9 protein-coding genes are annotated in these 12,259 nt (G+C 60.3%); 3 read left to right on the plus strand and 6 right to left on the minus strand.

What is annotated here, in order from left to right; genetic code table 11:
* Window positions 1-26: 26 nt before the first annotated feature.
* Entirely contained in the window at window positions 27-908 is an 882-nt protein-coding gene (gene fdhD / locus ACFMO7_RS14425; RefSeq protein WP_376796188.1) for a formate dehydrogenase accessory sulfurtransferase FdhD, read from the minus strand.
* A 355-nt stretch (window positions 909-1,263) separates the two neighbouring features.
* Here fdhD and ACFMO7_RS14430 point away from each other — a divergent pair, with 355 nt between their 5' ends.
* Window positions 1,264-1,752, plus strand: a complete 489-nt coding sequence (locus tag ACFMO7_RS14430) for a Fur family transcriptional regulator (protein ID WP_376796189.1) — start codon at window positions 1,264-1,266, stop codon at window positions 1,750-1,752.
* 186 nt (window positions 1,753-1,938) lie between these two features.
* On the opposite strand, the gene aroC is transcribed toward ACFMO7_RS14430, so the two are convergent.
* Complete coding sequence (gene aroC / locus ACFMO7_RS14435) at window positions 1,939-3,102, minus strand: chorismate synthase (protein ID WP_376796190.1); 1,164 nt, start codon at window positions 3,100-3,102, stop codon at window positions 1,939-1,941.
* A 494-nt stretch (window positions 3,103-3,596) separates the two neighbouring features.
* Here aroC and ACFMO7_RS14440 point away from each other — a divergent pair, with 494 nt between their 5' ends.
* Window positions 3,597-4,973, plus strand: coding sequence for a tetratricopeptide repeat protein (locus tag ACFMO7_RS14440; RefSeq protein ID WP_376796191.1), 1,377 nt, complete (start codon window positions 3,597-3,599; stop codon window positions 4,971-4,973).
* 73 nt (window positions 4,974-5,046) lie between these two features.
* Here ACFMO7_RS14440 and ACFMO7_RS14445 read toward each other — a convergent pair whose 3' ends face one another.
* The 3 genes from ACFMO7_RS14445 to ACFMO7_RS14455 form a co-directional block, all read right to left on the minus strand.
* Window positions 5,047-6,105: a hypothetical protein gene (locus ACFMO7_RS14445; RefSeq protein WP_376796192.1), complete on the minus strand. Its 1,059-nt coding sequence runs from the start codon at window positions 6,103-6,105 to the stop codon at window positions 5,047-5,049.
* Between the two features lie 50 nt (window positions 6,106-6,155).
* Entirely contained in the window at window positions 6,156-7,091 is a 936-nt protein-coding gene (locus ACFMO7_RS14450; protein ID WP_376796193.1) for a hypothetical protein, read from the minus strand.
* Window positions 7,092-7,597: 506 nt separating this feature from the next.
* Window positions 7,598-8,980: a helix-turn-helix domain-containing protein gene (locus ACFMO7_RS14455; RefSeq protein WP_376796194.1), complete on the minus strand. Its 1,383-nt coding sequence runs from the start codon at window positions 8,978-8,980 to the stop codon at window positions 7,598-7,600.
* Window positions 8,981-10,069: 1,089 nt separating this feature from the next.
* Between ACFMO7_RS14455 and rsmI the strand changes: the two genes are divergently transcribed.
* The gene (gene rsmI / locus ACFMO7_RS14460) at window positions 10,070-10,846 is read left to right on the plus strand and encodes a 16S rRNA (cytidine(1402)-2'-O)-methyltransferase (protein ID WP_376796195.1); all 777 of its coding nucleotides are present in this window, start codon (window positions 10,070-10,072) and stop codon (window positions 10,844-10,846) included.
* A gap of 128 nt (window positions 10,847-10,974) precedes the next feature.
* Here the strand turns inward: rsmI and mdh are convergent, their stop codons facing one another.
* The gene (gene mdh / locus ACFMO7_RS14465; protein ID WP_376796196.1) at window positions 10,975-11,901 is read right to left on the minus strand and encodes a malate dehydrogenase; all 927 of its coding nucleotides are present in this window, start codon (window positions 11,899-11,901) and stop codon (window positions 10,975-10,977) included.
* Between the last annotated feature and the right edge of the window lie 358 nt (window positions 11,902-12,259).

Here is a 12,259-nt window from a genome sequence, read left to right on the forward strand (position 1 = left end):
ACGCAAGCCCACCCTCATCTCACCCCTCAATCGGCGGCTAGCAGACGCTCAGGATGGGTATAGACGTTCATCGAGCGCCCTCGCAGAAAGCCAATGAGGGTGATACCTGCCTGCTCCGCCAGCTCGACCGCCAGACTGGAAGGGGCCGAAATAGCGGCCACGCATGGGATACGAGCATAGAGCGCCTTCTGAAGAATTTCGAAGGAGGTCCGCCCGCTGACCATCAGGATGTGCTCCCGGTAAGGAAAACGGCCCTCAAGCAGGCCGAATCCAACCAGCTTGTCGACTGCGTTGTGGCGTCCAACATCCTCGCGCAGAAGCAACAGCTCACCTTGGGACGAGAAGAGGGCAGCCGCATGGAGACCGCCGGTATAGGAGAAGACCGCCTGAGCCGCCCGCAGCTTCTCAGGGAGCGCATAGAGCACGCTGGCCCGAAAGCGCAGCTGATCTGACTCCAACGGAGCGATCGAGCTGAGCAGCTCGGCAATGCTATTTTTGCCGCACAGCCCACAGCTGGAGGAGACGGTGAAATGGCGTTCAAAGGTCGCCTGGCAGGCGGCGGGGGAGTCAGTGCGCTCCGGCTGGGCCTGACCGGAGCGGAGCGTGACATCGACAACGTTTGGCAATGGGAGACCATCGGCGTCGAGGGCCTCTTCGACGCGCAGGACCTCTTGCGCTTCATGAATGAGGCCCTCGTTGAAAAGAAAGCCCAGGGCCAGCTCGCGATCGTGGCCAGGAGTGCGCATGATCACTGCCAGGCGCCGCTGGTTCAGCCGGACCTCCAGCGGCTCTTCAACCGCCAGGGCCTCTTCGCGCAGATGAGAGCGCGCTTGCTCCCAATGCTGGACACGCGCGCTCATGACGCGCAGTGGATCAACGACAGAGCGCCAGAAATGCGTTGCAGTCATGGTGCCATCCTCCTTCGTCGCACCGTGCACTCAGCAGATGAGCCAGCTCGCCAGCGCGGGCGAGCAGCCAGGCCCTTCTTGGGGTCTCCCTGCCTGGCAGATTCCCCCGACTATTGCCTTCTCTGTCCGCCGAGAGGGCGCAGCAGGCGCCTGAGCTTCGTTCTAGCCTTTTCAGGGCAGGGACGGCCCCTGGCCGGCCAGATCTCTCATTGACGCCCTGCATCTGGCCATGCTAGGATTCAGGGAAGGTCGCTCCCAAGATCTATCAATCGCTCGCGAGCAGCCAATGGCGCTGCCCGGCTGTTCTCCTCTCAGCGAGGGCAGCTCAAGCCAATTACAGGTCAGGGTTCCAGCTATGCACCACTATGCCAAGTCATCAAACGAAATTCTCCGCAAGCGCGGCTACCGTCTCACGCCGCAGCGCTCGATGATCTTGAACGTCATTCATGAAGCCAATGCCCATCTGAGCATCGAGCAGATCAGCGAGCGCGTGCAGCAGCAGAATCCGGCGGTCAGCCTCTCGACCATCTACCGCACGCTCGAACTGCTCAAAGAGCTAGGGCTGGTGCGCGAGAACCGTCTGCCGGGGGAGCCGCCGCGCTATGAGTGCGCTCCGGGCAAGGCCCATCATCATCTCATCTGTCGCGGCTGCCGCGTGATTATCCACCTGGATGAGAACCTGCTCGGGAATCTGCACGAAGACCTGCAGCAGCAGTACGGCTTTCACGGATTAACGCTTGACCTGGTGGCCAGCGGTTTCTGCAATGCCTGCTGGCAGAAAAGACAGCCCTTTCTCTCGGCGAGAGAGAGGCCCACGATACGACAACAACACGAAGAGAACTGAGCACGGCAGGATCGACCCGCCGGTCAGCCCTGCCGAGAGCAAGCAAGGTCCTGGAGTGGACCGGCCTGGCGAGGCCACAGTTCAGCCCAGCACCTCGCTGGCGGTGGTTTGGCCGCCTCTCAATCTCTTTAAGGCCAGGCCGCGTCCAGCCGTAGTCGTTCGCCGGCAGACCTGATCTGGTTCTGGCTAGACTGACTGGCTGGAACGGAAATGCCGCAGCATTTCCTCCAGGCTATCGCCGCCGTACTTTTCCAGCAGGGCTTCGGCCAGAACAATCGCCATCATAGCCTCGCCGACGACACCACCGGCAGGTACCACGCAGACATCGCTGCGCTCATAGCGGGTCTGCTCGATATTCTCGCCGCTGGCCAGGTCAACAGCGGGCAACGGATGCGCCAGGGAAGGAATAGGCTTCAGAGCCACCCGCACCACCAGCGGCTCGCCGTTGGTGATCCCACCCTCGAGGCCCCCGGCGTTGTTGGTGAGATGGTACCAGCTTCCATCAGCCCCATGACGCAAGACATCATGCACCTGGGAGCCGGTGCGCCGTGCCGCCTCCAACCCCGCCCCGATTTCCACCGCCTTGGCCGAAGGGATGCTCAGCATGGCCAGGCCCAGGCGCGCGCTCAGCCGCCGGTCCCACTGACTGTAACTGCCCAAGCCGATCGGGACTCCAAGGGCGACCACCTCGAAGACACCTCCGCAGGTATCGCCAGTCCGCTTCGCTTCTAGAATACGTGCAATCATGCGCTCGGTCAAGGCGGGGTCGGCGCAGCGCATGGGCGAAGCCTCAACCTGCTCCCACAGGCTCGGGGGATAGGCATCGCGCGTCAGCGGACGCGGCTCCTCATAGCCAACATCGGCAATGGCCAGCACATGGCTGTGAATGGAGATTCCAAAGGGCTGAAGAAGCTGGCGGCAAAGAGAGCCTACCGCCACACGCGCCGCCGTCTCACGCGAACTGGCCCGCTCAATCACATTGCGTACATCGCGATGGCCATATTTGATGGCCCCGGTAAAGTCGGCGTGACCAGGGCGCACGCGCGTCACCGGCTCGGGCGGCTCCTCCACTGGCTCCACACTCATGGCCTGCTGCCAATTGACCCAGTCGCGATTTTCGATCTGCATGGTCACCGGCGAGCCGAGCGTCCGACCATGGCGAATGCCAGAGAGGAAACGCACGCTGTCTTTCTCGATCTTCATGCGTCCCCCACGCCCGTAGCCACCCTGACGACGACGGAGGTCACGGTCGATGGCCTCACGATCAATCTCTAGTCCAGCAGGCAGCCCGTCGACAATGATAGTCAGGCAAGGCCCATGCGATTCACCGGCGGTTAGGAAGCGAAACATTGCAAGACTCACCCTCCCAGAAGTCCAGGTTGCCTTGATTATACAGGGAAAGAGGGCCGCCGTCAGCAGGGAGCTGCCACTTGCAGCACACCACTCCTCGCCTGGAACGGTGGCCAGCTTCTCAACAAGGGGCAGAGTCAGATAGTACCAGATCTAGAGAGCTTCTAAGCTATCTGGCCATAGGGAAAGATAGATACACAGTTCGAGCAGGTCATCAGGCGGGCGGCGTTTCTCGAGAGGAGCTGGTCCCCACTTGAATTTCGATTGAACTGTGCATAGCATTGTGATGACTGCTGCAATACGCTGTTCATTCAGGAGACCAATATTTGGAGAGAGCTTTAGTTGTAACACAAGAAAGGGACTTTTTTGCGTGCTGATTTTTTCCTGCTATTGACACAACAATAAAAAGAATTTACAATCTCTTTTATGAGGAAGTTATTTATTTATTGACTCCCCATTCATATTCACGAGTGTGCTGTACGTAGGAGGGTTCTATGTCACCAAAGACGCCCAACCACCTCGGGTCTTCAGTAGGGGCAAGAGTGCGAGCGATCAGACAGGCGAGAAAACTCACCCAGAGCCAGCTAGCCGGGAAGGACTTTTCCGTGAGCTACATCTCCGCCATCGAGCGCGGACAGATTCAGCCATCGATCCGAGCGCTAGAGATCCTGGCGAGTCGGTTGAGCGTTTCTCCTTCCCAGCTTCTGGCCGAGGCCGGAGGTGGAGCAATCGCCCCGTTGATGGCTCGCAATGGACGGCGCACGCAGGCGCTGGCTAACGAGAGCGAGCTGCGCCTTCAGTTGCTGGAGTGCGAGGTCTGGATTCACGAGGGTGAGCTGGCCCGGGCCACCTCCACCCTGCACCAATTGATCGGGCTCCTCCTCCCGCGCCACGATAAGGCGCGGGTCTATTATCTTCTCGCCCTCGCCTCCTTCTCCGCTGGCCGCCTTTCTGAGGCCGAGCGCTCCCTCGAAGAGTGTCGCCAGCTCCTGGCTGATTACGATCCCTCTCACCTAAAAGCCCTTATCTTCTATTTTTCAGGTATTGTAAATTTTTCTATGCAAAATTATCATTTAGCAGAGTTTTTCTATAATGAGAGTATAAGTATTTCTGAGAGAATTACTCCGAAAGACTATTTTCTCCTTATTCGATGCTATTTCAGCCTTGGAGAGCATTATCTCAGGCGAGGCGAGCCGGAACGAGCGATCGCGTCCCTAGAGCGGGCAGCAGCCCTGAGCGAGCAGGCCGGTGCGGCTTCCGCTCGCCTTCCCGAGCAGGTCTATTATGAGCAGAGCGCCGGCTATGCGCAGCAAGGCAACTACCCTTTGGCCCTCCTCAGTGCCCATAAAGCTTTGGCCCTTCAGGAGTGGCGGCGCTTCACCCGCCTACAGGGAGAGATCACCCATCTGCTCTACTATGCCCGGCTGCGAAGCGGGGACGATGCCAGCCGCCGACAAGCGCTGGCAACGCTGCACGACCTGTTCCGGCGGACCAGCGAGCCGCTACAGGCCGCCAGCGCCGCTTTCCATCTGGCCCACTGGCATTTTCACCATGAGCGCCAGCTTGCTGAGGCCAGAGCCTACAGCGAGCAAGCCCTGGCCCTGACGCGGTCCGCCGGCGACAACCTTATTCAGGCAGAGACACTTTTCCTGCTCGGCCAACTTGCCTACGAGGAGGGCCGCTACGAGGAGGGAGATCGATGCTGCCGTCAGGCCCTGGCCCTTTTCGAGCGGCTTCATATCGACCGCGACCAGCTTGCCGAATACTACAGCACCTATGCCCGTCTGCTTGAGGAACGCGGGGAGGCACGCGAAGCCTTTCTTCACTTCCGCCGCGCCTATGAGATCGCCCAGAGCCGCCCTCTCTCCTGAGCGAAGGCCCGGTCTCTCTCTCCCTCTCCCTCCGCCCAGACAGATCGGATGGGAGGGTCGGCCTCTGCCCCTCCTAGGATCCGCAGGGGCGCAGCTCCAGACGCATGAAGGCCACCTCGAGGATGTGGCGTTCCTCCGCCTTGCTCAACCGGAGCGAGGTGCGGCCCAGAGGGAAGCGCAGTCGGCCCTGAGCGTCTACTGGCTCCGGCGAGCGAATGGCTTGCGGATCGCCGCCCAACCAGCCAACGGCCTCGATCAGGGTTCCTAGAGGCAGAGCCGCCTCCAGGAACTGACCACGCAGCTCCGGAGGCAATCCCTGCAGAGTGAGGACCAGCAGATCGCCTTCCTGCTCTATTTTTCCTTCGTAGGGACCCGCCTGCAAGAGGATCGCTGGCGCCGCCTGCTGGCCGGCAGACAATCCACCTGCCCCCCCAGAAAGGGCAGCGCTCCTACGCGCCGAACGGGCAACTGGACCGAGCTGGCGCGGCTCGTAGGCGTAAAGCGGCGGCTCGCGTGGCGGCCCCTTGTGCTCGTTCACCAGGGTCGCTACGCGCACAAGATCGCGCAGGGCCTGCTCGCGCTGCTGCGTCAGTCCGGCGCTCAGACGGATCGCCCGCTGCAGGAGCTGCCGGGCACTTTCAAGCGCCTCTTCCCCCTCCGGCTCACCTTCCGCCTGACGCAAGAGCAGCTCCGCCTGGCGAATCAGGCTCTGACAGAGATGAACGAGGGAGCGGGCCGGGACCGGTGGCACCACGATCGGGGGACGTAAAAGGATCTCCTGCTCGGGAGGGAGAGGCTGCGTGGCCATGACCTCTGCCAGGGCGGTATAGGTCTCTACATAGACGGTTCGGCATAGCGAGCAGCCGATCAGATGATAGATGAGACCAGCATAGCGAAGAAAAACCTTATTATCGTGCTTAATGAGGGCTTCACAGAAATCAGGAATCTGTTGATAGAGGCGCAGATGGTCATCTTTGCTCTGGAGCAAGGTGAGCTGCTCGCCAGAAGATGAGGGGGAAGGAGCCGGCGCATTGGGGGGTAACATCAACTCCTGCAACCAGCGTGCCAGTCCCCCAGAAGGATCCGGATACGGCTGCGTTATCTCCTGCTCATCGTTGCTGTGGTTGCTCATTCACAACCTCCTTCCTTCCTCTCGATCGGGGGGTACTTCAGGGCTTGCCTTCATTCGATCCGATAGTAACGAGCCAGCCGGCGAAGGCGAGCAGCATCGAGATGCACGATCTCATCCCCCTCATGCCAGTTCAGCAGGCCCTCGAAAGCCAGTTGCCTCAGTCCCTGTTTGACCTCGGACAGCGTCAGCCCCGCACGCGCCAGCTCCTGGATTGGCACCGCCACCTCACCGGCAGCTTCCTTCTTTCTTTCGGAAGAGAGCCAGGTCTCATACTCTGTTAGACGCAGAGCAACAACAACCGCCAAATTGGAACTTTGCGACTGCAGGCAGGAGCGCAACTTTTTATAGGCGTGATCGCGATGCTGGCTGAGATGTGGCAGGGGGGTCTCGGCGGAAAGGGGAGTGACAGCGATGGCCTGCAGTTCCTCCACCACCTCGCGAGCCAGGTCCAGCGCCCCGATCGTTTCCAGTTCCTGCAACACAGCCCGCAGCTGGCGTGGAGCGCTGGCCAGGGCCTTAATGCAGTGCTTCAGCAGGGCGCGCAGCTCCCGCTGAGTGGCGGCGGCCAGGGCAGCATCTTCGGGATGAGCAAAAGGAGGGATACCCCACAGCGAGACGGTCACTTCGCCCAAAGGATCGGCCTCGCCCTGAGCCTCCTCGCTCTCCTCCAAGGCCGAGAAGGGGGTCACCTGATGGTGATGTCGACGCAGGCGATCGATCGCCTTATGACGCACGCAGTTATTGAGGAAGGCGTAGAACTGGGCTTCACTCAGCTGGTCCAGCACCGTCTCAGGCTGGCGCGTTCCCCCTCCTAGCAGCCCCAAGGCAACCAGGCGCTCGACCACGTGGCTCACTACCAGATCGACCTCCTCAGCATCGTACTGCAGCGGCCCCAGATAGCGCTGAGCCCGCTGCCGGAGAAAAGCCTCCAGCGCTGGGAAGCTTTTTTCCGGCTCATATCGCAGATCACGGGCCGTGAATGGCATGCTCAAGATTCCCCTTTAAAGACTCTAGGATCAGGTGAAGCCTCCCTCCCGAAGGCAGTCTATGCAGGATCTCACAGCAGTATATCTGCTTTTGCGTGATCAGGCAAGGAGACAAAGCACGGAGAGATGTACTGCAACACTATGCGGCATGGTGCAACTTATGTCTCCAAATGCGAGGAAGTAAGGGCCTGCATCGTCAGGCAAGGGGAGGGAGCGGAACCACCGTGGCGCGCTGAGGAGGCGCCGCGGTGGGAGCGCCACGAGCCAGCGAGCAGAGCAGGTAGGTCAGGGGGACCGAGAGGGGTGGGAGCTACTGGCCGGGCCGGCCTGCGCCCCGCTGAGCGGCCGCAGTGTCAGCCTGCAGCTTGCAGAAAGCCCAGGTAGGTCCTCGATCCTCAGCGGCCTCTCTGCCAGGCAGCCAACCCGCTGAGGCGGAAGCAAGAGAGGCAGAAGAGTAGCCCCGGTCCTACTGCTCGCCTGGTGCGGGCGGTAGTGGGCCGGGTGGGCTACTCTAGATCACCCAGTTTCCCCTGGCGCTGATGCTCATAGGCTTTCTTAATGGCATTGAGGCTACGCTGCACCTCACCCCGCTGTTCCAGGAGATTGGCATAGCGGAAGTAGGCGCTGGCCGCCAGCTCGTGGGCATTGGCCCGATCGAGAAGATCGAGAGCCTGATGGAATAGCTCATCGGCGCTGGCGAAATCGCTCTCGTGATGACGGATTTGGGCCAGGGCGATCAGGGCCTGTCCCTGGGTACGGGGGTCCTGACTGGCCCGAGCCAGGTTGAGAGCCTCCTGAGCTTCGCGCTCGGCTTCGGTCAGCTTCCCCTCCTTGAGGAGCAGCTCAGCCAGACTCGTATGGCAGAGCGAGGCCGCCACCTCATCGTTCAGCTCGCGCTCGATCTCAATGGCGCGGCGATACTCCTCCTCGGCCCCCGGCAGGTTGTTTTGCTTTTCCAGAGCCTTGCCGAGCTGCTGATGGGTCAGACCAATCAAGCGCTGCTCGTCGCGCATCTCATAAATGGCCAGGCTGCGCATCGCGTAGTCGCGAGCCATCGCCAGCTTGCCAGCGCTGCGATACTGCTGACTGATCTCCATATAGCGACGGGCGAAGGCCCGACTGTCGCGATAGACCTCGTCGAGGGTCTCCAGAGCGCGGTGATAGAAGGTCACAGCCTTCTCCAGCTCGCCGAGCCGGAAGTAGTCGTTGGCCAGATTGCTATAGACCTCCAGCGAGAAGATCGGGTCCTTGATCTGACCGGCCTCGATCACCTCCAGGCAGTGCTGATGGTTTTCCAGGGCGAGCGTGTAGTTGTAGAGGAGAAAGTAGGCCTTGCCAAGGTAGTTACGCGCCCGCTCGCTGTACTCGATCTCATTCATGCCCTCGCCCTGGCTGACGGCGGCCCGAAGGTCGACAACGGCCTCCTGATACTCGCCCGCCCCCAGGTGGACCAGACCGCGCAGCAGATAGAGGCGGAAAGCCTGATCGGTCGTCAGGCGCTCGGGCTGGAGAGGGGCCAGCAACTGCCCGGCCTGCTCGTAGGCTTGCTGCTGGATGAGAATGCCAGCGTGCAGCAGATCAACCTCGACTCGCTGGTCGGGACCGGAGTCCGCCGGCGAGTACCCCACAGCTCGCGCCTCAGCCGCCCCCGCCGGCGAGCCTTCCAGGAGGAAGGTCAGCGGGACGTCCAGCCGCCGGGCAAGAATGGAGAGGGCTTTGAGCGAGGGGCGGATCTTGCCCCTCTCGATCGCGGAGATATATGAAATTGAGAACTCAGGCGACGCCAGTTGCGCCTGGGTGAGGCCCAACCGCGTGCGCACCTCACGGATATTGGTGCCCACTCGGGCAGCAACCGCTTTACCCACGTTCGCAGTTTCCGTCGATGGCATAAGGACTTTCCTTTCCGAGATTCCGCTTGCTCTCTCGAAAGTATGCTCGCTTGCTTGTCTGACAGGCCAGGCACCCACCTGGACAAGCGCCGCAGCGCTCCAGGGGACCAGGCCGATGGATGCCGCCGCGCTGCCATCCCTGGCTGGCTGAGCAGCGGTTTTGAGCAGGCTTCTACAAGCCGCAGCGAATCAGTAAGCAAGGGATGTATCAACATCCAGGGATGAGCAGTCTAAGCAAAACATCAAGTCTACTCTATCATACTTAGGGCACAAGGTCAATATATCGTGCATTATTAGTTTAAGGAGTAGCCAGATAGGTTCTCTCTCTATGGGTACTTCTCTCTAGCCTGATTGTCCCCAGGGGGTTAACTGGTTAGCCTGATTCAGGAGCAGCAAAAATACGGCTCATTCCCTTTTGATTTGAATACAAAATTCACATATTTGAGATACAACTACGCTGGTGGCGAAGATTAGCTCCTCTATCATTATACAACAATAGCTAAATGCTTTGCGAGTGCCAGCGCCTTGATCTTCAGAGGGGGTAGCCTTCCCACATTCAAGCCAGGAATAAGTTCAACGATTACAGTGCTAGCGGAACAGTCTCTCTCTCGATTATAATCTCTCTCGCCGGCCAGCATTTCAGCACACTTTCGAGCCGTTACGGATTGGTTCCAAGTTAGAGTTATGAGCAATGCTTCTATCTGTTTTCTATGGCCATCGGTACAAGACTGGATGTACCCCTTCCACTTTCCCCCGCCGTGCGCCGCCGCGGCGGCAACTGCGCCAGCGCCGGCAGCGATCATAGCTGTCTTGCCGTATCCCCCACGGCACGTAAGCTGCAGACTCTGTCGTCGCACTTCCAACCCAGGCCCCAGCCCTTCGGCACAGCCTCAAGGTTCTCACTTACTACAACGCTTCAGGCTGGTTAGCTCCTGTCCAACCCTCCCAATATTACTAATGGGGCGCTGCCGCCAGTGGGGCTGGTAACTCGCGTCCGCTCTGCTCCGAGCGGTGGCGCAGCCCAAGCCTGCACCCGCGCCGGGGGGACTGGCAACCATTCTTAGTTTCGCATCAGGTGGATAAGTTGGCATGAGCACACTCTATCTTGTTGCAACACCGATCGGCAATCTTGGCGATATCTCGCTGCGGGCCTTGGAGGTTCTGCGCAGCGTCGATCTGATTGCCGCCGAAGATACACGCAAGACAGCTATCCTTTTGAGGCATTACGATATTCACAAGCCACAGATCGCTTTCTATGAGCATAACGAGGAGCGAGCCGGGCGCCAGATTGAGATGCTGCTCAAGCAGGGAAAGTCGGTGGCCCTGGTGACCAATGCGGGCACGCCCGGTATTTCTGATCCGGGCTATACCCTGGTGCAGCGCGCCATCCAGGCCGGCATTCCGGTGACGATGATCCCTGGTCCTGCCGCCTTCGTTATGGCCCTTGTCCTCTCCGGTCTGCCAGTGCACAGCTTCACCTTCCGCGGCTTTCCTCCTCGCAAGGCGGGTCGGAGGCGGCGTTTTCTGGAGGCCGATCGCCGGTCGCCCTATACGCTCATCTACTATGAAAGCCCTTACCGGCTGGTCGACCTCCTGCGCGATGCGCTCCAGGTTTTTGGTGACCGACCGGCGGCGCTCGCTAATGAGCTGACCAAGGTGTTTGAGAAGGTCTATCGGGGGACGCTCTCCTCTTTACTGGAGGTGATCACCAGGGAGAAGCCGCGGGGCGAGTACGTGCTGATAGTTGCCGGCGCCTCACATGAGCTGAGCACTGAGGGTGAGGATGAAGGTGAGAAGGAGTCCGCTCAGACGGAGGCTGCTCTAGAGGAGGTTGCTGAGGCGGAGGCCGACGGGGGAGAGGATTAGTCTGGCTGCAGGCTGCCATCTCAGTCCAGGCCCTCGCTTACAGCAGGGGGCCGCCTGTTGGCGTGCTGCTCTGCTGCACTACAGACGGCCCCATCGCTCTCGAGCAGAATACTCCTCTCTCGCCGGGGCTAAATGCCCATGACCTTGATCAGTTCTTCCACCGCCGCCGCCGATTTGCGCAGGAGGGCGCGCTCTTCTTCGGTTAGCTCCAGCTCTATGACCTGCTCTACGCCGTTCGCTCCGAGCTTGACCGGCACTCCGACAAAGAGGTTGTGTATGCCATATTCGCCCTGCAGATAGGCCGAGCAGGGCATGATCATCTTTTTGTCCAGCACGATCGAATCGATCATCTGCAGAACTGCCGCCGACGGGGCAAAATAGGCGCTGCCGGTCCCCAGCAGATTGACAATCTCCGCTCCGCCGTCGCGCGTGCGCTGAATAATCTGCTGGATTCGCTCCGCGGGCAGTAGCTGCGAGATGGGCACGCCCGCCACCGTACACATGCGGGCTAAGGGAACCATTGTGTCTCCGTGGCCGCCCAGGACATAGGCCTGGACATCGCGCACCGAGACGTTTAGCTCTTGAGCGATGAAGGTCCGAAAACGGGCGGTGTCAAGGACACCGGCCATGCCTACAACCCGATTGCGGGGGAAGCCGCTGACATGGTAGGCCAGTTGGGCCATGGCGTCCAGTGGGTTGGTCACGACAATGAGCATACAGTTGGGCGAGTATTTGATGATTTCCTGCACAACCTGGGTGACGATCTCCTGATTCTTGCGCAGCAGGTCGTCGCGCGACATGCCGGGCTTGCGCGGGAAACCGGAGGTAATGACCACCAGGTCGGAGTTGGCCGTGTCGGCATAATCGTTGGTGCCAACGACCAGGCTATCGTAGCCAAGGATGGGGCCGGCCTGGAGCATGTCCAGCGCTTTGCCCTGCGGCATATTGGGCACAATATCGTACATTACGACGTCGGCATAGTCGCGCTCTGCCAGACGCTGTGCGAGCGTGCTTCCAACAAAACCGGCGCCAACAACGGTTATTTTGGTGCGCATCGGGCTTTCCTCTCTCCAGATCAGATTTGTGCTCGTTCCAGATGCAGCCGACTGTAGGCAGCATCGCCAGCCGTCGTTCGCTGATCGCGCAGCAGTGCCCCTCGCGATCAACAGAGACCGCTTACCATGGCGAGCCTTCAACAGCAGGAGGGAAGGGCAGCCCGGCTACCCCCGAGCAACCGGCTTCGCCAGCTTGCCAGCTCGCCCTTCTGCCCGCGCCCGCCTGGTGATAGCGGACCCAGCCATATTGTATGTCCCTCTCGCAAGGTGCGCAATGTCCCTGGCTAGCAAACAAGGGGCATTGAGTGAGCCTGCTTCTCCTGAAGCCCCACAGTATGCTGGCTCAGGTCTGGCCGCG

Source organism: Thermogemmatispora sp., assembly GCF_042408735.1.
Lineage (GTDB): Bacteria > Chloroflexota > Ktedonobacteria > Ktedonobacterales > Ktedonobacteraceae > Thermogemmatispora.